Source organism: Halorubrum lacusprofundi ATCC 49239 (assembly GCF_000022205.1).
In the GTDB taxonomy this organism is placed as follows: domain Archaea; phylum Halobacteriota; class Halobacteria; order Halobacteriales; family Haloferacaceae; genus Halorubrum; species Halorubrum lacusprofundi.
Window position 1 is genome coordinate 1,105,095 of record NC_012029.1, and the last position, 18,156, is coordinate 1,123,250.

At 65.9% G+C, this 18,156-nt stretch carries 16 protein-coding genes and 1 pseudogene; 11 read left to right on the forward strand and 6 right to left on the reverse strand.

All coding sequences use genetic code 11. From position 1 onward, the window contains the following. Positions 1 to 12: 12 nt before the first annotated feature. The 6 genes from HLAC_RS05440 to HLAC_RS05465 all read left to right on the forward strand — a co-directional run bounded on the left by HLAC_RS05440 (position 13) and on the right by HLAC_RS05465 (position 7,085). Positions 13 to 1,272: a CaiB/BaiF CoA transferase family protein gene (locus HLAC_RS05440; RefSeq protein ID WP_015909842.1), complete on the forward strand. Its 1,260-nt coding sequence runs from the start codon at positions 13 to 15 to the stop codon at positions 1,270 to 1,272. Continuing rightward, positions 1,269 to 2,213 carry a hydroxymethylglutaryl-CoA lyase gene (locus HLAC_RS05445; protein WP_015909843.1) on the forward strand — a complete coding sequence of 315 codons (945 nt, stop codon included), beginning with the start codon at positions 1,269 to 1,271 and terminating at the stop codon, positions 2,211 to 2,213. The genes HLAC_RS05440 and HLAC_RS05445 overlap by 4 nt, the downstream gene beginning before the upstream one ends. After that, a complete protein-coding gene (locus HLAC_RS05450) occupies positions 2,210 to 3,523 on the forward strand; it encodes a 3-isopropylmalate dehydratase large subunit (RefSeq protein WP_015909844.1) in 1,314 nt (437 codons plus the stop codon). The genes HLAC_RS05445 and HLAC_RS05450 overlap by 4 nt, the downstream gene beginning before the upstream one ends. Next, a complete protein-coding gene (locus HLAC_RS05455) occupies positions 3,520 to 4,047 on the forward strand; it encodes a 3-isopropylmalate dehydratase small subunit (RefSeq protein WP_015909845.1) in 528 nt (175 codons plus the stop codon). The genes HLAC_RS05450 and HLAC_RS05455 overlap by 4 nt, the downstream gene beginning before the upstream one ends. A gap of 743 nt (positions 4,048 to 4,790) precedes the next feature. Beyond that, on the forward strand, positions 4,791 to 5,723 hold the full coding sequence (locus HLAC_RS05460; protein WP_015909846.1) for an NAD-dependent epimerase/dehydratase family protein: 933 nt from the start codon (positions 4,791 to 4,793) through the stop codon (positions 5,721 to 5,723). 93 nt (positions 5,724 to 5,816) lie between these two features. Continuing rightward, positions 5,817 to 7,085, forward strand: coding sequence for a saccharopine dehydrogenase family protein (locus tag HLAC_RS05465; RefSeq protein WP_015909847.1), 1,269 nt, complete (start codon positions 5,817 to 5,819; stop codon positions 7,083 to 7,085). Positions 7,086 to 7,160: 75 nt separating this feature from the next. Here HLAC_RS05465 and HLAC_RS05470 read toward each other — a convergent pair whose 3' ends face one another. Then, complete coding sequence (locus HLAC_RS05470) at positions 7,161 to 8,132, reverse strand: phosphoadenosine phosphosulfate reductase family protein (protein ID WP_015909848.1); 972 nt, start codon at positions 8,130 to 8,132, stop codon at positions 7,161 to 7,163. Between the two features lie 184 nt (positions 8,133 to 8,316). Between HLAC_RS05470 and HLAC_RS05475 the strand changes: the two genes are divergently transcribed. Further along, positions 8,317 to 9,663 carry an alkaline phosphatase family protein gene (locus HLAC_RS05475; protein WP_015909849.1) on the forward strand — a complete coding sequence of 449 codons (1,347 nt, stop codon included), beginning with the start codon at positions 8,317 to 8,319 and terminating at the stop codon, positions 9,661 to 9,663. Between the two features lie 217 nt (positions 9,664 to 9,880). Beyond that, positions 9,881 to 10,315: pseudogene (locus HLAC_RS19895) on the forward strand (hypothetical protein); the annotation flags it as partial. A 270-nt stretch (positions 10,316 to 10,585) separates the two neighbouring features. Here the strand turns inward: HLAC_RS19895 and HLAC_RS05485 are convergent. The 3 genes from HLAC_RS05485 to HLAC_RS05495 form a co-directional block, all read right to left on the reverse strand. Continuing rightward, complete coding sequence (locus HLAC_RS05485; protein WP_015909850.1) at positions 10,586 to 11,959, reverse strand: outer membrane protein assembly factor BamB family protein; 1,374 nt, start codon at positions 11,957 to 11,959, stop codon at positions 10,586 to 10,588. After that, positions 11,956 to 13,032 (reverse strand): M48 family metalloprotease, encoded by a 1,077-nt coding sequence (locus HLAC_RS05490; RefSeq protein ID WP_015909851.1) that lies wholly within the window; start codon positions 13,030 to 13,032, stop codon positions 11,956 to 11,958. Before HLAC_RS05490 ends, HLAC_RS05485 begins: the two co-directional genes overlap by 4 nt. Positions 13,033 to 13,105: 73 nt before the next feature. Continuing rightward, the gene (locus tag HLAC_RS05495) at positions 13,106 to 13,984 is read right to left on the reverse strand and encodes a DUF7847 domain-containing protein (protein ID WP_015909852.1); all 879 of its coding nucleotides are present in this window, start codon (positions 13,982 to 13,984) and stop codon (positions 13,106 to 13,108) included. 175 nt (positions 13,985 to 14,159) lie between these two features. On the opposite strand from HLAC_RS05495, the gene HLAC_RS05500 reads away from it, so the two are divergent. Next, on the forward strand, positions 14,160 to 14,687 hold the full coding sequence (locus HLAC_RS05500) for a TIGR04206 family protein (protein WP_015909853.1): 528 nt from the start codon (positions 14,160 to 14,162) through the stop codon (positions 14,685 to 14,687). Positions 14,688 to 14,810: 123 nt separating this feature from the next. Next, on the forward strand, positions 14,811 to 15,020 hold the full coding sequence (locus HLAC_RS05505; RefSeq protein ID WP_015909854.1) for a hypothetical protein: 210 nt from the start codon (positions 14,811 to 14,813) through the stop codon (positions 15,018 to 15,020). Between the two features lie 75 nt (positions 15,021 to 15,095). Here HLAC_RS05505 and aroC read toward each other — a convergent pair whose 3' ends face one another. After that, positions 15,096 to 16,283: a chorismate synthase gene (gene aroC / locus HLAC_RS05510; protein ID WP_015909855.1), complete on the reverse strand. Its 1,188-nt coding sequence runs from the start codon at positions 16,281 to 16,283 to the stop codon at positions 15,096 to 15,098. A gap of 157 nt (positions 16,284 to 16,440) precedes the next feature. On the opposite strand from aroC, the gene HLAC_RS05515 reads away from it, so the two are divergent. Then, positions 16,441 to 16,662 carry a hypothetical protein gene (locus HLAC_RS05515; RefSeq protein WP_015909856.1) on the forward strand — a complete coding sequence of 74 codons (222 nt, stop codon included), beginning with the start codon at positions 16,441 to 16,443 and terminating at the stop codon, positions 16,660 to 16,662. A gap of 144 nt (positions 16,663 to 16,806) precedes the next feature. On the opposite strand, the gene HLAC_RS05520 is transcribed toward HLAC_RS05515, so the two are convergent. Further along, positions 16,807 to 18,096 (reverse strand): hypothetical protein, encoded by a 1,290-nt coding sequence (locus HLAC_RS05520; RefSeq protein ID WP_015909857.1) that lies wholly within the window; start codon positions 18,094 to 18,096, stop codon positions 16,807 to 16,809. Between the last annotated feature and the right edge of the window lie 60 nt (positions 18,097 to 18,156).

An 18,156-nucleotide genomic window follows, 5' to 3' on the forward strand; every position in this document is an offset into this window, starting at 1 on the left:
GGGGAGACCCTTATGAGTCGCGACGCGGCCACCGACGGCGGGACCGCTTCCGACGACGCGTCGGCCGACGATGACTCCCCCGCCGGCCCCCTCGACGGCGTGACCGTGATCGAGGCCGGGTCGATGATCTCGATCGGGACGGTCGGACGCCTACTCGCGGACTTCGGCGCGGACGTGATCAAGGTCGAACACCCGGAGACCGGCGACCACCTGCGCCACTTCGGTCCCCAGAAAGAAGGCGTCGGGCTCTGGTGGAAGTACCTCGGTCGCAACAAGCAGTCGGTGACCCTCGACATCTCCACCGAGGAGGGGAAAGTCGTCTTCGAGGACCTCGTCGCCGAGGCCGACGCGCTCATCGAGAACTTCCGCCCGGGCACCTTAGAGCGGTGGGGACTCGGCTATGATCACCTCTCCGATCTCAACTCCGGGCTCGTGATGCTCCGGCTGAGCGGGTTCGGGCAGACCGGCCCGTACAGCGACCGCCCCGGATTCGGCACACTCGCCGAGGCGATGTCGGGGTTCGCGTACCTCAACGGCTACCCCGATCAGGAGCCGCTGTTGCCGCCGACCGGGCTGGCAGACGGGATCGCAGCGATGTTCTCCACGATGGCGGTCGCGTTCGCGCTGTACAACCGCGACGCGAACGGCGGGACCGGCCAGTACATCGACACGAGCCTCATCGAGCCGATCTTCTCGCTCATCGGTCCCCAGCCGCTCCGCTACCAGCAGCTCGACGAGATCGAAACGCGGTCGGGGAACCGCTCGACGTCGTCCGCGCCGCGGAACGTGTACCAGACGGGCGACGGACGGGCGGTCGCCATCTCGGCGAGCGCGCAGCCGATCGCGATGCGGGTGTTCGACGCGATCGAGCGGCCAGATTTAAAAGACGATCCCCGCTTCGCGGACAACGAAAAGCGGCTGGAGAACGTCGAGGCGCTCGACGCGGCCATCCAAGACTGGATGGACGACCACACCCGCGAGGCGGTCATCGACCGTTTCGAGGAGTACGAGGCGACGATCGCCCCGATCTACAACGTCGCCGATATCCTCGCAGACGAGCACTACCAGGCCCGCGACGCGGTCGTGGAGGTCCCGGACGACCAGCTCGGCGCCGGTGCGGTCCAGAACACCGTGCCCCGCTTCTCGGAGACGCCGGGGGAGATCACCCACCTCGGTCCGCAGCTCGGCGCGCACAACGAGGCGGTGTACGGCGAGCGCCTGTCGTACGACGACGAGACGCTTGCGGAGCTCGACTCGGAGGGCGTGATATGATCGAGTACCCCTCGGACGTGACCCTCGTCGAGATGCTCCCGCGTGACGGGTTCCAGCGACTCGATGAGTTCGTCCCGACCGACGAGAAAGTCGAGATCATCGACGCGCTCTCCGAGACTGGAGTCGACGAGATCGAGATCACTTCCTTCACCCACCCGAAGGCGGTCCCGACGCTGCGAGACGCGGACGAGGTCGCCCAACGCATCGAGCGGCACGACGACGTGACGTACCGCGCGCTGGTGCCGAACGCGGTCGGGATGGAGCGCGCGATCGACGCCGGCGTCGACAAGGTCAACGCCTTGGTGACCGTGAGCGAGACGTACAGCGAGCACAACCAGAACATGACGGTCGAGGAGATCCTGACGGGGGTCGAAGAGATCGTCGAGATGGCCGAGGGAACGGGCATCGAGGTCGAGGCCGGGATGGGCACGAGCTTCTACTGTCCGTACGAGGGGCGGATTCCCATGGAAGACACGCTGTCGGTCGTCGACCGTGTCGTCGACGCCGGCGTCGACGAGGTGACGCTCGCGACGACGATGGGGCTCGCCGACCCGGTCGAGATCGAGGAGATGTACACGACGGTGTTCGACCGGCATCCGGACCTGGATGCCGGGCTGCACCTCCACGACACGAACGGGATGAGCCTCGCAAACACCCTCGTCGCGATGCAGTGCGGCGTCGACCGGTTCGACGCGTCTCACTGCGGGCTCGGCGGCGGCGTCGTCCTGCCGGACGGGCTCGGCGGCGTCGGGAACACCCCGACGGAGGACCTCGTCCAAATGCTGACCAGAATGGATCTTGAAACGAACGCGGACTTCGAGCGCGTCGAGTCGGTCGCTCACGAGGTCGCCGACCGACTCGATATCGGGGCGACGAGCCACGTCCTGATGGGCGGGACCGTCGACCGCGTGTTAGCGACCGTCGCGGAGGACAACGCATGACTGGAAAAACAATCTCGGAAAAGCTGCTGTCGGAGAAATCGGGACGCGACGTACGGGCCGGCGACTACGTGGAAGCCGAGGTCGACGTGATGATGACCCACGACGTGACGGGACCACTGACCTTCGAGGTCTTTGAGGACGTGACGGGCGACGACCCCGAACTCGTCGATCCGGACAACACCGTCATCACGATCGACCACCACGCGCCGGCCGACGGCGTCGAGGCCGCGAACAACCACAACATCGTCCGGGAGTTCGCCGACACGTACGGCGCCCAGCAGTACGACGTGGGCGACGGCATCTGTCACCAGGTGCTCGTCGAGGAGGGGTTCGTCTCCCCGGGCGACCTGGTGATCGGTGCGGACTCGCACTCGACCACCTTCGGCGGCGTCGGCGGCTTCGGCACCGGCGTCGGCTCCACCGACCTCGGGACGACGCTCGCGACCGGCGAGCTGTGGTTCCGGGTGCCGGAGACGCTCCGGTTCGAGGTCGAAGGCGACCTCCCCGACGGCGTGTACGCGAAGGACCTCATCCTGAAGTTCATCGGCGACGTGGGGTTCGACGGCTGCACGTACAAGACCGCCGAGTACGGCGGCTCGGCGGTCGAGGCGCTGCCGATCCACGAGCGGCTCGTCCTCTCGAACATGGCGATCGAGATGGGCGGAAAGGCCGGCATCGTCCCGCCCGATGAGCGGACCCTCGACTTCCTTGAGGCACAGACCGGGGAGCGCCCCGAGATACCGGCGTACACCCAGCCGGACGACGACGCCGACTACGAGGCGGTCCACACCTATCAGGCCGAGTCGCTCTCGCCGCAGGTGTCGACGCCGTCGAACCCGGAGAACGCGGTCCCCGTCGACGAGGTCGTCGGCACGGAGATCGACCAGCTGTTCGTCGGGACGTGTACGAACGGACGGTACGAGGACATCCGGATCGTCGCGGACATCATCGAGGGCGAGCAGCTCGCCCCGGACACGCGGATGGTCGTCGTCCCGGCCTCGCGGTCGGTGTACAAACAGATGATGAACACCGGCGTCATGAAAACGTTCGTCGACGCGGGCGCGATCGTTCAGAGCGCCGGCTGTGGTTCCTGCTTCGGGACCCACCAAGGCGTGCTGGGCGACGGCGACGTCTGTCTCGCCACGGCGAACCGCAACTTCCCGGGCCGAGAGGGGTCGATGAAAAGCGAGGTGTATCTCGCCAGCCCCGCCACGGTGGGCGCGTCGGCGCTGTACGGCGAGATCACCGACCCGCGGGAGGTCGAACTGAATCGCTACGATGACTACGTCCTCGAGGGGGTGGGCGCGTGACCGACGCCGACGCGGGCCGCGATATCGACACGACTGAGCCCGGCCGAGCGTGGACGTTCGGCGACGACATCGACACCGACCAGATCATCCCGTCGCGGTTCCTCGTCTCCAGCGATCCGGCGGAACTCGGCGAGCACGCGTTCAACGACCTCCGCCCGGAGTTCGCTCCGAACGTCGCCGACGGCGACTTCGTCGTGGGCGGGCACAACTTCGGGAGCGGCTCCTCCCGTGAGCACGCCCCGCTCTCGCTACTCGGTGCGGGGATCGACGGAATCGTCGCGCAGTCGTTCGCCCGGATCTTCTTCCGGAACGGGATCAACCTCGGGCTCCCCGTGTTGATCTGTCCGGACGCCGACCGGATCGACGACGGCGACGAGATCAGTCTCCGACTCGACGAAGGGGCCGTCATCAACCACACCGCGGACGAGCGGTACGACGCGGACCCGCTACCCGAATTCCTGCAGACACTCGTCGATCGCGGCGGACTCGAACCGTATACGCGAGCGAAACTTGGGACCGAATAAGTTACTGAGATCTTATAGCTATAGATTTTTGTACGATTATTTATAAATTCTATAGGTGGTGTTTCTCCGTGATCTCACTCCGTAATTCTTGCGTTAAGACGATGTTTTGCAGTCGGTGGCTCTGTGGAAATTTGATTCGTTAAACAGGCAGGTGAATGAACGACTGGTCGGTGAAGACTGCCTCTTGATCGATAGCGGGAGTACGTGTCTCAATTTGGTTGATCGGTTGTTTATAAGTGATCGAGTGGTGTTGCTGTCGGCTATTTATAAGTCTCAGACAGCACGGTGAACACCTTCAAAGCCCCAGCCTCGTCGGTGGCCCTCCGCTTCGCTCCGGACCACCGATCTCCCTCGCGCGTGCACCTCGCGGCCTGTCGGCCGCTCGTCGGCACGCGCCACCGCCGCGTCCATTTATAAGTGATCGTCGCTCTCGCTCATATCCATTTAAATACTGTATCGCTACCGACGGCCTGCAACACCCACTCCCGCTATCGATCGCCGCTGCTCTTGTTATTGACTGCAGTCGAGTCGACAAACGATTATGCCACTCCGGTTAACCGCAATTCTATCAAAAGTCAAAGTAGTATTGAATGCAGATAATACGGCACCGATCGGTAGCGCCGTCACTGGTTGCACCGGCGCACCAGTGAGCGCGTAGACCGTTCTCCGTGGTGAGTAAATTCACAATTTTTGAGGTGAATAAAACCGAAGCGATAATTCCCCAGCCGTGAGTACACACACTCATGCACGATCAGCGCGTTCTCGTGACGGGTGGCGCGGGCTTTATCGGCTCGAATCTCGCGAACCGGCTCGCGGCCGACAACGACGTGATCGCCGTCGACGACACCTATCTCGGGACGCCCGAGAATCTCGACGACAACGTGGAGTTCGTCGAGGCCGATGTGATCGACGACGACTTCCCCGCCGATGTCGACGTTCTGTTCCACCTCGCCGCGCTCTCCTCGCGGAACATGCACGAGAACGACCCTCAGCGCGGCTGCCGCGTCAACGTCGAGGGGTTCGTCAACGCGGTTGAGCGCGCTCGACAGGAAGGGTGCGAGACCGTCGTCTACGCCTCGACCTCCTCGATCTACGGGAACCGCACCGAGCCCTCCCCTGTGGACATGGATGTCGAGGCGCGCACCGCCTACGAGGCCTCGAAGCTCGCCCGCGAGCGCTACGCTGAGTACTACGGCAATTATCACGACATGGCGATGGCCGGCCTCCGGTTCTTTTCCGTCTACCAAGGATTTGGGGGCAACGAGAAACACAAAGGCGAGTACGCGAACACGGTTGCGCAGTTCGCGGACGCGATCGCGAACGGCGAGGCCCCCGAGCTGTTCGGCGACGGCAGCCAGACGCGCGACTTCACGCATGTCTCGGACGTGGCGCGTGCCTGCGAACTCGCCGCCGACCACGAGCTAACGGGCGTGTACAACGTCGGTACCGAGGAAGCCTACTCGTTCAACGAGATGGTAGCCATGATCAACGACGCGCTCGGCACCGACATCGATCCGGTGTACATCGAGTGCCCCTTCGACGGCTACGTCCACGACACCATGGCGGACTACTCGACGTTCCACGAGGCGACCGGCTGGGAACCCGAGATCGGTTTCGAGGAGGGCGTCGAACTCGTGTGTGAGCCGTACTCCGAGCGCGCTCCCGAGGAGGTGTAGTCTCGGCGGGACAGCACCGGAACGCGGCGACCCTCCCTCCGAAGTGCGCTGATCCCGCTGGTTTAGGATGTCGCCCCCGTAGACGACACACCAATGACCGACGCCGATCGGACACACGACATCGTGGTGTGGGGCGCAACGGGCGTCGCCGGACGCTTCGTGGCCGAGTACCTGACCGAACGGTACGCGCCGGACGACCTCTCGCTGGCTGTCGGCGGGCGGAGCCCGGAGCGACTCGAACAACTCGTTAGTGACCTTACCGGCCGCAGCGACGCGTGGGACGACGTTCCCGTCGTCGTGGGCGACGCGACTGATCCCGAAAGTCTGCGCGCCATCGCCCGGGACACGCGGGTCGTCTGTACGACCGTCGGTCCGTACACGACGTACGGAACGCCGCTGGTCGACGCCTGCGTCGAGGCCGGCACGGACTACTGCGACCTCACCGGCGAGATAAACTGGGTGCGCGAGATCATCGACCGGTACCACGAGGCAGCGGTCGACGCCGAAGCTCGGATCGTCCACAGCTGCGGTTTCGACTCCGTACCTGCGGATCTCGGAACGCTGCTCGCCCAGTCGTTCGCAGTGGAGACGTTCGACGCACCCTGTCAGACGGTTCGGATCTACCTCGAAGGCGGGAGCGGCGGTGTCAGCGGGGGCACCTTGGCGAGTTTCGGCGAGGTGTTTGAGGCGGCCGCCACCGACCCACTGGCCCGCCAGACGCTCCGGAATCCGTACTCGCTGGCGCCGCCCGGTGAGCGGAGCGGTGTCGATCCCGGTGAGCAGCGACGCCCGCGGAGGGACTCCCTGCGCTCGGCGTGGACGGCTCCCTCGCCGATGGCACCGGTAAACGAACGAGTGGTACGACGGAGCAACGCGCTCCTCGGGTACCCGTGGGGCCGCGAGTTCCGGTGTACGGAGGTCGTGCCGACCGGCGACGGACTCACCGGGGCGGCCACGGCCGGTCTCGTTGCCGTCGGACTCGGTGCGTTCACGGCCGCCATGTCCGTCGGACCGGTGCGCTCGGCGCTCCGTCGGTACGTCTTCCCGGACCCCGGCGAGGGACCGACGAGAGAGGAGGCCGAGGCCGGGCACTTCTCGATTCGCGTGCTCGGGCGGGGCACGGCCGCGGACGGGCCGTTCACCGTCGAGGTCGAGTTCGGCGCCGATCGGGACCCGGGCTACGGGGCGACCGCGCGGATGCTCGGCGAGGCGGCGGTGTGTCTGGCGACCGGCGACGTCGACTCGCCGCTCGACGGCGGCGTGCTGACGCCGGCGTCGGGGATCGGTCTGCCGCTCGCGGAGCGACTCCGCGACGTCGGCTTCACCGTGTCGGTCGGCGAGGCGTCAGATACCCGACGCTGAGGAGAAGCCTGAGCGAGAAGCAGACGCGGAGTGCGAACCCCAACCCGAAAGAAGCGTTCGAGGGCTCGCGCCGGTTTACATGTAGCCGAGGTCGCGCAGGCGCTCCATCAGGTCTTCCTTGTCCTGGGCGCGGCCCGCGCGCTCGGTCGTGTCTTCGAGGTCCTGGAGCCACGCGGGCTCCTCGGTCGTTTTCTCCGTACTGACTTCGCTGCCGAGCGAGCGGAACCCGGCGAAGTACTTCGGCGATATCGGCACGTCCTCCTGCGCGACGCCCTCGGGGAGGTCGTCGTCGGCCTGCGGGACGTACCCTTCATCCGGGAACGCCTCGACCGTGTCGGGGACGACGTAGTTCCAGAACGCCTCCCACACGTCGGCCTCGGCGAACTGCAGGATGGGTTGAATACGGTCGTGCGGCGGGAACAGGTCGGGATCGTGACGCGGCGAGAAGAACGTCTCGTCGGCACGCGCCTCCTGTTCGTCCCAGCGGACACCGGAGATGACGCCGTCGATGTCGTACTCTTCGAGGGCGTTGTTGAGCGCGACGGTCTTCAGCAGGTGATTCCCGACGTAGGTGTCGAGCAGGAAGGGGAAGGTGTCCTCCTCGTACTCGAGGATGTCGCGGATGTGGTGCTGGTTCTGCTCGTTCAGCGCCGAGACCGGGATGTCGTCGCCGGGTTCGAGACCGTGTTCCTCGACGTACGCGCCCACGTCCTCGTTGCGGGCGTACACGAGGTCGATGTCCCACTCGTCGGCCCAGTGCTCGACGAAGTCGGTGATGTCGTCGAAGTGCTGGAAGTGGTCGATGAAGACGGCGGTCGGCTTCTCGTAGCCGAACTTCTCGGCGACCTGGTTGATGAAGTACAGCGTCAGCGTGGAGTCTTTCCCGCCCGTCCACATCACGGCCGGGTTGTCGTACTGCTCTAACCCTTGACGCGTGACCTCGATCGCCTTCTCGATTTTGTGTTGCAGCGACGGGTAGTCCGCCGGATCCTCGCCCTCGCCGTCGGTGTAGTCGACGTCGACGCTCGCCGGGAAGTTGTCGGTCATACGCCAGATATGTCTCCGCGAAGGAAAATAGGCTTTCTGCATCGTCGGGGCTTGCCAACGCGCGCGAATTGCGGCCGGGCTCGCCGCGAACGGTAGACTGCGGCGGAACTCGCCGCGAACTGTGTGGTATGTTGTTACTTGTCAGAACACAAGGGATATGTCGGCCCGAAGTCACCCCACAACTATGGGACTGTTCGATCGACTGCGCGGCGACGACGACGAGCGCGTGGTCTTCCTCGGTATCGACGGTGTACCGTACGACCTGGTTCAGAATCACCCCGATGTCTTCGAGAACCTGACCGACATCGCCGAGACGGGGTCGGCGGGTCGACTAGAGAGCATCGTACCCCCCGAGTCGAGCGCGTGCTGGCCGAGTCTCACGACGGGGAAAAATCCCGGCTCGACCGGCGTGTACGGCTTCCAGGACCGCGAGATCGACTCCTACGAGACGTACGTCCCGATGGGGAAACACGTGTCGGCGACGCGGCTGTGGGACCGCGTCACCGACGACGGCCGCGACGCGACCGTACTCAACGTTCCCGTCACGTTCCCGCCGTCGAGCCGGATCCAGCGGCAGGTCTCCGGGTTCCTCTCACCCTCAATCGATGCGGCCTCGAGCGACGACTCGGTCCGACAGGTCCTCGAGGACCACGACTACCGGATCGATGTGAACGCGAAGCTCGGACACGACGACGACAAGACCGAGTTCATCGAGAACGCGCACGCGACGCTCGACGCCCGCCACGACGTGTTCACTCACTACCTCGATCAGGACGACTGGGACCTCTTCTTCGGCGTCTTCATGAGCACCGACCGGGTCAACCACTTCCTGTTCGGCGACTACGCGAACGACGGCGAGTACAAGGACGACTTCCTCGACTTCTACCGGACCCTCGACGGGTATATCGGTGAGATCCGCGACGCGCTCGACGACGACACGACCCTGATCGTCGCCTCCGACCACGGCTTCACCGAGTTGGTGTGGGAGGTGAACTGCAACCAGTTCCTCGCCGACGAGGGGTGGCTCTCGTACGACGGCGACGACCACGACTCGCTTGCCGACATCGACGACGAGGCCCGGGCGTACTCGCTCATCCCCGGCCGCTTTTACCTCAATCTGGAGGGTCGCGAGCCGGAGGGTGTCGTCCCCGAATCGGAGTACGAGGCGGTCCGCGAGGAGCTCCGCACCGACCTCGAATCGCTCACCGGCCCCGACGGCCGGCAGGTGTGCAAGCGGATCGTGGACGGCGAGACCGTCTTCGACGGCGACCACGACGAGATCGCGCCCGACCTCGTGGTCATCCCCGCGGACGGCTTCGACCTGAAGTCCGGCTTCGGCGGGAAGAAGTCCGTCTTCACCGAAGGACCACGTAACGGGATGCACAAGTTCGAGAATTCGCTGCTGTACTCGACCGACTCCGACCTCGACATCGAGGGCTCGAATCTCTTCGACGTGACCCCGACGATCCTCGATCTGATGGATGTCGAACACGACGGCGACTTCGACGGCGATAGTCTCCTAGGCGCGTAACTGGCCGTCTCGCGCAGCCGCACCGCCGTTTTTTAACAGACGAAGCACCCGCAGAGCGAGTCTCTGAGCGCCAGTCACGGAAGTGCAAGGAGAGAGTTCCGCCGGTAGGGCGGGGAGGGTGCCAAGCGTTCCATAGCTATATGTTAATTGAGAATATAGTTCAGGATCCAAGCGATCGGGAAGAGCGCGCCACCCACCACGGCGGCTGGTTCACTCAATGCCACACAGCATCTGTACGTCGAAAGGGAACGAGGGGTGGTCTTATTTTCAGCGGCTGTGGCGAACGTTGTTGGTCCCCGATATCGAACCACGACTCCGCCTCGAACAGCTGTTCGAAACCGAAACCGACGAGTTCGACCTGCATTACGCGTTTCTGTCGCGTATCGATCTCGAAAACGAGACGGAGTGCTTCGACATCGTCTACGGCTCCCACGAGAGCCTCAGATCGGACACCACCGTCCCGCTCTCCGACACCTACTGTCGGGAAACCATCACAGACCCGGAAGGGACGCTGGCCGTCAGTGATGCCTCCGCTGAAGGGTGGGAAGGCGATCCGGCGTACGAGACGTTCGGGTTCGAAAGCTATCTGGGGACCACCATCTCGGTCGACGACGAACTCTACGGGACGCTCTGTTTCGCGGACACCGCCGCCCGTGACGACCCGATCAACGACAAAGAGAAGGCCCTCGTCGAGATGCACGGCCAGTGGGTGGAGTACACGATGACCCACTGGGGCGAGTCGTCGTTTCGGGAGGCGCGCATCGATGCTATCGAGGGACGCGCCGTCTCTTCGGACGCCATCGACTCGATGATGGACGCACTCGAGAGTCGCACACGGCGCGTCGTTCTCGCGACGCTGTTAGACACCAGCGAGACCAGTCTCGCCACCCTCGAACGGCGGGCAAGCGGCACGTCGTCGGACCTACCCGACCAGCGACCACCGCTCGCCCGGCGTCGCGCGGAGCCCGTACAGCTCCCCGCCGTCGACGACGATCACGTGACCCCCGACCGCGAACAGTTCGTCGACGGTGACGCTCTCGGGGAGCGGCGCCCGCCAGCGGTCTTCGCCGTCGGCGCCGACGGCGAGGACCGCTCGCGATCGGACCGCGTAGAGCCCGTCGGCGTCGACGGCGGGCCGCCGGTGAGTCGGCACGTCGGTCCGCTTCCACGCGACCTCTCCGTCGCCGGTGTCGAGCGCCCTGACCGCTCCGCCCCGACGGAGGTAGATCCGTCGCGTAGGGCCGTTCCCGTCGGGCCCGCCAGCCCCGTCGGCCACTTCGACGACCGGCGGACGATCGCTCGGCGTCGGTACCGACAGCGCGAACCGTCGGTCGAGATCCGCGTCGAACCCCCTCACCGTTCCCCCCGCGGCGCTCCCGACGACGAGCGTCTCGTCGACCGCGACGAGCCAGTCGACATCCACTGAGACCGACCGCTCCGCGCGGCGCTCACCGGACGGGCCGAACCGGACGAGAGTAGCCACCGGTTCCTCTGAGCCCCCGTCGACTTCGCCCTCACCTTCGCTTTCGACCGCGACCCACACGCCTTCGCCGTCGACCGCGACGCGGTCGGCGGCGCCGTCCCCGCCATCCGGCCACGCCTCGGTGACGCTAAAGGCTCGTTCGCCCGTCTCGGCGTCGAGGGCGACCAGTTCCGATCCCGCGACCGCGGCGACCAGCCGATCGCCCGCGCGGATCCCGTCGACCGCTGGCGGCGCTTCCGTCCCGCCCGACCCGCTCGACTCGCCCGATTTGCTTGACTCGTCGGACTCGCTCGATTCGCCCGTTACGACGACATTGACCTGCCAGCGGATCTCGTCTCCCGACTCGGTCTCGTCGCCTTCGGTCCCGGCGGTCGTCTCCCGCGCGTCGGGGTCGATCCCCGCCGCGTCGCGGTCGATCGCGGTGGCTCGTCCCCCTTCCACAGGGACGAACACCGAACGCTCGGTAACGGCCGGCGGAGCGACCGCCTGCCGCTCCGTCTCCGCGGCGAGTCGGGTCGCCCCCGTCCCGTCGACCGCGCTCACGGTCGCGTTCTCCACGTTTCGCCACGTCTCGGTCTCGAAGTCGTACGTGCGTCCGGACTGGTTCCGGACGGCGAACAGGCGGTCCGCTGTGACCGCGAACCGCGTCGTTCCGGGTCCGAGGAGCCCGTTGGTCCGAATCGACGACTCCCACGCGAGGTCGCCGCCGCCGGGACGGTAGCCGCAGCCGGCGAGCGCGCCCGCGCCCGCGGTCGCCGCCGCCGCGAGTAACCGTCGGCGGGTGGGGGATCCCCCCGGACTCCGCTCGGTCACGCGGTCTCACCCGCCAGCTCGCGGAGCCGCTCGATCCGCTCGCGCGTCGGCGGGTGCGTCTCCGGGAACACGTCGGTACTCACGAGTTCCTTGTCGCCGAACGCGCGGCTCTCTAAGGGCGCGACGTACAGCGCCTCCGCGCCGCCGTCGAACTCGCGGAGATCGCGGTCGGGCACCTCCGGCATCGACTCGTCGAGGGCGTCGAGCGCGCTCGCGAGCGCCGCCGGCGACCCGGTGATCTCGGCGGCCGCGCGGTCGGCCGCGTACTCGCGGTATCGCGAGAGTACGCGGTGGATCAGGACGCTTCCGCACCAGAACATCGCCGAGACGGTGAGCGTGACGAGCGCGCTTACGGTGATCACGACGATCCCGACCGCGAGCGCTCGCCCGTCGCGGTCGCCGCCCGATCCGCCGCCGAAGCTGAGGAGTTTGAACAGGCCGTACAGCACGTAGAACGCGAGCGCCGCGAGGTAGTAGGTGACCGTCGGCAACACCCACGCAACCGTCATCAGGCTCGCGTCCCGGTTTTTGAGGTGTGCAAGCTCGTGGGCCAACACCGCGTCGCGCTCGTCGTCGTCGAGCGTCTCCAACAGCGCGGTCGTGACCACGACGGTGCCGCTCTCTCGTCGGCCGACCGCGAAAGCGTTCGGGAGGTCCGTCCGCGCGACCGCCACGTCGGGCTTCGGCACGTCGGTCTGGGCCGCTAGCCGGGTGACCGCGGCGTGGAGTTCCGGGTACTCGTCCGCGGAGACGCGACGCCCGCCGACGGAGCGCACCACGGTCCGCGGGCCGTACCGGTACTGCACCGCCAGCCCGCCGAGCACGACGACCGCGAGGACGACGGGGTCGACGTAGAACTCCCCGGTGTAGGGGCGCTCGCTCGCCCACTCCAAGAGGGGGAGTCCGATGGTGTTGATCAGGAAGACGAACGTGTACGCGAACGCGAACGGGAGGGCGATCACCAGCCCGGTGGCGACCGCGATCCGGATTCGGAGCCACTGCTGTTGATCGACGCGAGCGAGCCGATCGAACGGCGGGACGGACCGAAGGGCGGCGGCGATGGAGGGCCACATTGCGTGTTCGACTGCCGGGTTCGACCGCCGATCGCTTAAAAAGTCGGTCTCGCGAGGCGAGATCGCGGTCGCGTCAGTTCGCGACGGTCCCGCTGATCCGCCGGTAGAACGCGACCGAGTACGTCGCGTAGAACGCACCGGCCATTCCGGTCAGGAGGACGTAGCCGATCGCACCCACGACGACGACGCCGGTCGAGGGGTCAAACGGAACCAGCTCGGCGATCGGGCTTCCCGGCGGTTGCGGCCCGACGACGAACGACGCCGCGGCAGCGAGGGTACCCACGAGCAGACTGCCGACCAGGAGCAGAACTGTGTACCCGAACACGCTGAGGAGGTTCGAGCGGACGAGCCCCGCGCTCCGGCGGAACCCGTCGACGAGCTCGCTCCCGTCGAGAACGACGGCGTGGGCGTAAAACTGGACGAAAAAGGTGACGAGGAGATACGCCAGAACGAGTCCGACCGCGACAACACCCACGACCGCGAGCAGCGTGGGGTCGAAGCCGACGACCGGCGCGTCGACGCCGGTGCCGGCGCCGCCGCCCATTCCGGTGCCCACCCCGCCGCCCATTCCTGCGATCGACCCGCCGATGATCACGATGATCGCGCCCATGAACGCGAGAAATCCAAAGATCATGTTCACCGCGAGGAGGACGAAGTAGCCCAACAGCAGCGGGACGTAGTTCGCCTTCCCGACCGCGACCAGCGTCCCGAGACGAGCCTCGCCGGCGATCGCCTCGTCGGCCATGCCGAGCAGGCCGCCCTGGAAGAACGGGAGGACGAGGATCATCACACCGAACGTGACGAGCGAGATCGCCGACGCGAGTACCGGGCTGGTCGACTGCACGAGCAGGTTCGGGAGCTGAAAACCCCCGAAAAGCGCCGTGATGAGCAGTACGATTGGGTTTCGAACGACGCCACTAACCGCCGGACGGAGGGCTTGGAGGGCCGCCATACCCGAATGTCTCTCTCGGGATATATAAATCGGGAGGGAGAGAACCGAGAAAAACCGGCTACCAGGTGAGCCTCTCGTAGATGAGATCTTTCCGGCACTTGATCACTCCGGGCGTTGATGTCGCCGTCGGACACCCTCCGGACGATACTTACCCGCGGCCCTCCGAGGCGACCACATGTCCGAGGGGTTGGGATCGGAGACGACGAGTTCTCGATCAGAGCCGGTTAAACACATCTCTCGTCTGTTCGGCTGGCTCCTCGTCGTCGCTCTTCTCGCGGTTCCGGTGGCCGTTATCTCCGGCGACGACCTCACGGTTGTGAGCCTCTGGGGATTCGTGAGTGCGTCCAGTTCGGGGATCGTCGACGGCTACCCCGTCTGGGCGTACTTCCTCGACCAGCCCCGGCCGTTCGGGGCACTCCCGGCCTCGATCCGGGCGTGGCCGCTCGCGATCGGCTTCCACCTGTTTGCGGCGGCCAGCGCGACAGCAGGGGTCGCGTTCGGGCGTGAGGACCGGCGCGTTACCGGCGGGCTCCTCACGCTCGCCGCGGCCGCGAGTCTGTGGGTCTCCGTCGGCGTCGCGACCCGGTTCGGCGTCGGAACCACGTCCGGGTGGCTCGCCGTGATCCCGGTCGGCGCACTCGCGACGCTCGCGGTCGCCGTCGTCACCTACGGGCGGGACCTCCGCGGGATCGCTGAGGCGTGAGCCGAACGGCGCGTCTCTGGGGAGACGGTATTTAAGAATGGGGTCGCGATGCTCGCGGTCGTCGTGGTGTGATTCGCGCAGGACCGCAACGCCTTTTCAGTGCGGCCCGCCTTGCCTCTGGACATGTCCACGACAGTCTCTACGCCCGATCCCGACCAGACCTGCGCCTACTGCGGCTCGCGGATCTTCGAGCACGATCCGATCTGCGTGCGCGACTGCGACGATAGCTGCGGCTCGCCCGTCTTCTTCTGTAACTACGCGTGCCTCTCGGCGTACGTCGACGAGAACGACCTGACCGCGGGTGACGCCTGCGAGTGGTCGCCGGAGGAGTAAGGATACGAACCGGACGACCGTCGTCCGTTACGGAGAATCAAGGAGAAAGCCTCGCGCTTCAGCGCGGGGAGGATGTCAATCGTTGTCGGGGCTGCTCGGGTGGTAGTCGGTGTCGTACTGGCCCGGGTTGCCGTCGACGCGGTCGGGGTTGATCCGGCCGGCGAGCAACATGAAGTCGAGGACGGTGCAGTACAGCATCGCCTCGACGACGGGGACGGCCCGCGGCGGGAGGACGGGGTCGTGCCGGCCGACGACCTGCACGTCCTTCTCCTCGCCCGTCTCCCAGTCGGCGGAGCGCTGCTTTTTCGGGATCGAGGTGGGCGCGTGCCACGTCGCCTCGCCGTAAATGGGCTCACCGGTCGTGATCCCGCCCTGGAGCCCGCCGTGGTCGTTCCCGACGGGGACCGGATCGCCCTCCTCGCTTTCGACATGGTCGAACGACTCGCCGTCGTCAAATGTCCAGTCCTCGTTGCGCTCGCTCCCGGTCACGTTCACGGCGTCTTTGCCGAGTCCGAACTCGACGCCCGTGGTCGCCGGGATCGAGAACATCGCCTGCCCGAGCCGGGACGGGAAGCCGTCGAAGCGCGGGGCGCCGAGCCCGCGGGGGACGCCGCGGCACTCGAAGTAGATGGAGCCGCCGATGGAGTCGCCCGCCTCCTGATACCGTTCAATCAGCTCCTGCATCTCGGCGGCCGCCTCGGGGTCGGCACAGCGCACGTCGTTCTCCTCGCTGTGGTCGAGTATCTGCTCGAAGCTCACGTCGTCGGCCTCGACGTCGCCGATCTGGTTCACGTGGGCTTTGATCTCCACGTCGTACTCGGAGGCGTCGAGCACCTGCTCGGCGACCGCGCCGGCCGCGACCCAGTTCACCGTCTCCCGGGCGGAGGAGCGCCCGCCGCCGCCCCAGTTGCGCGTGCCGAACTTCGCGGAGTAGGTGTAATCGCCGTGCGATGGGCGCGGCGCGGTGACGTACGGCTCGTACTTCCCCGAGCGCGCGTCCTTGTTCTGGATCACCATTCCGATCGGCGTTCCGGTGGTGTAGCCGTCCTGTACGCCGGAGTTGACGACGACCTCGTCGGGCTCGCCCCGGGAGGTGGTGATCATCGACTGGCCCGGCTTGCGCCGGTCAAGCTGTGCTTGGATCGCCTCCTCGTCGAGCTCGACGCCGGCGGGCACGCCCGAGACCGTCACACCCATCGCCTCGCCGTGGCTCTCGCCGTACGTCGTCACCTGGAAGAGCCGACCGAACCGGTTCCCGTTCATACGCGACCGTATGGCCGAGGGCATATAGGGGTTGCAATCCGCGCAACCGACCGGCCGGAGGGATCGGCGGCGCGCCTGTGACCGACGACCCGCCGCGCGACCACCCCACCTCGCCGCGACCGACGGGAGTTTATAAGTCGACGCCGTTGGTGGGGGCGTGCGCGATCGTCTCACCTCCGATTTGGGCGTGTACGCCCTCTCGGGTCTGTTCTCGCTCGTCGTGTTCGCCGTGGCGCTGGGGATCCTCTCGCGGACGCTACCGGACGGGCTCGGCTCCCGCCAGCTCGTCGGGCTCGTGGTCGGCTACCTGCTTTTCATCGGTGCGTACACCACGGCGTGGTATATCTACAGCGAGATCGACAGCCGCGAGGAGATCTGACGGCTCGCCCCGCCCAGTTCCGCCCCGGTTCCGCTCCAGAAGGGTCTTAATTACTCTGTATAATGGGTTTCTCTCTGCAGTTACTGAAGAGATGATCGCTCTCGCCCGCCAGACATCTGTGTTTATAAAGAAATGATACAGTTCTCAGACCCTCGTGTCGGTAGTCGTCTCGGAATCAGTCTGGAGGGCCCAACGCAAGCGGAACGCCTGTGCCAGTTCATAGAACCACAGGATGACGAGGGCGGTGTATCCGGGGCCGAAGAGGTACGCCGACCACGACAGATCCTGATAGAAGAAGCCGACGCCAACGACCAAGATTGCGATGTTCCACACCCAGACCATCCATGTCGATATCACCGACGGAATGACTCCATCTGGGAGGAGATCGGTCGCATCAACGGAGATACTGCCCCCCAACCCCCCTTCGCGTAGGGAAGGGAGGTTCCGGAAGTAGAGTAAGAGTCCGGCGAGGGCGATCGGGAGCGCCCACCCCACGAAGAAGAAGTGGAGCGCGCCGTCTTCGATATACGCCGGATCCACCCACTCGACGCCGAACAGCACGAACGGTGCGAACCCCGCCGGCCCGAGCATCCAGAACTGCGCTACGAGGACCGACAGCGCGATACCCGACCGGGAGTCTGTCGACCGATACGTCTGGACGAGGTTGTACAGGTACAGTACGAACCCCGTCGCGAAGAGGACCAGCCCGGTCGCCGTGACTGTCCGGCCCATCCCGATCCAGGGGCCGGTGATCAGCGGAAAGATACCGGCGACGAAGAACCACGCCGAGTAGTCTCGTAACCTCTCACTGTAGAGATCGGTACCGAGCAGGCGCGGGAAGAGGTCGTAGAGCGTGCCGATGGCGGCGAGTCCGAGAAAGCCCCACGCGTTGGCGTGGACGTGGGCTTCGCGTAAGCCGAGCCAGCCGCCGGGAACCTGCCAAACGTGGGCAAACAGCCCGTACGCGTACGTGATCCCCCATAGGAACACGAAGAGCGACACCAGGTACAGCCCGGTCGTCGCGTTCCACGCGCGATCGCTTTGCATGACCATCCGCAGCATCACCACCAGCAATCCGGCAACGAGCAGCCAGATCGCGATGAGTCCGCCATCAAACGCCCACGTGTGACCCCACCCGCGACCGTACCACAGGAGGAGAAACCCACCGTTCAATCCGATGAAATTCAGCCAGTCGTAGTGCTTCGAGGGCAACGGGCGATCGAGTTTCCGAGCCGTGAGCTGGGGGAGCATTCCGAACAGGAGCTGCGTGAAGCCACCGACCGTCACGAAGTGGATGTGGCTCCACGAAACCCAGCCGAGTCGCGGGACGAGATTGAACTGCTCGAGGCCGTGATAGACAGCCAATACGAGACCGGCGAGCAGGAACAGTGCACCTGCGAGGTGGAACGGAGTAAACCGAAGGTGACGTGCCATAGTCACATACACGGGCGCAACCCCCAAGTAGGGTTCTACGAATCGCACACGACCGGTTCC

Excerpts from the sequence above, each read along its gene's own strand:
- HLAC_RS05500 (WP_015909853.1), top strand. The coding sequence starts at position 14,160 with ATGTCCGAGGGGTTGGGATCGGAGACGACGAGTTCTCGATCAGAGCCG.
- HLAC_RS05520 (WP_015909857.1), bottom strand. The coding sequence starts at position 18,096 with ATGGCACGTCACCTTCGGTTTACTCCGTTCCACCTCGCAGGTGCACTG.
- HLAC_RS05460 (WP_015909846.1), top strand. The coding sequence starts at position 4,791 with ATGCACGATCAGCGCGTTCTCGTGACGGGTGGCGCGGGCTTTATCGGC.
- HLAC_RS05495 (WP_015909852.1), bottom strand. The coding sequence starts at position 13,984 with ATGGCGGCCCTCCAAGCCCTCCGTCCGGCGGTTAGTGGCGTCGTTCGA.
- HLAC_RS05470 (WP_015909848.1), bottom strand. The coding sequence starts at position 8,132 with ATGACCGACAACTTCCCGGCGAGCGTCGACGTCGACTACACCGACGGC.
- HLAC_RS05465 (WP_015909847.1), top strand. The coding sequence starts at position 5,817 with ATGACCGACGCCGATCGGACACACGACATCGTGGTGTGGGGCGCAACG.
- HLAC_RS05490 (WP_015909851.1), bottom strand. The coding sequence starts at position 13,032 with ATGTGGCCCTCCATCGCCGCCGCCCTTCGGTCCGTCCCGCCGTTCGAT.
- HLAC_RS05475 (WP_015909849.1), top strand. The coding sequence starts at position 8,317 with ATGGGACTGTTCGATCGACTGCGCGGCGACGACGACGAGCGCGTGGTC.
- aroC (WP_015909855.1), bottom strand. The coding sequence starts at position 16,283 with ATGAACGGGAACCGGTTCGGTCGGCTCTTCCAGGTGACGACGTACGGC.
- HLAC_RS05450 (WP_015909844.1), top strand. The coding sequence starts at position 2,210 with ATGACTGGAAAAACAATCTCGGAAAAGCTGCTGTCGGAGAAATCGGGA.
- HLAC_RS05445 (WP_015909843.1), top strand. The coding sequence starts at position 1,269 with ATGATCGAGTACCCCTCGGACGTGACCCTCGTCGAGATGCTCCCGCGT.
- HLAC_RS05505 (WP_015909854.1), top strand. The coding sequence starts at position 14,811 with ATGTCCACGACAGTCTCTACGCCCGATCCCGACCAGACCTGCGCCTAC.
- HLAC_RS05440 (WP_015909842.1), top strand. The coding sequence starts at position 13 with ATGAGTCGCGACGCGGCCACCGACGGCGGGACCGCTTCCGACGACGCG.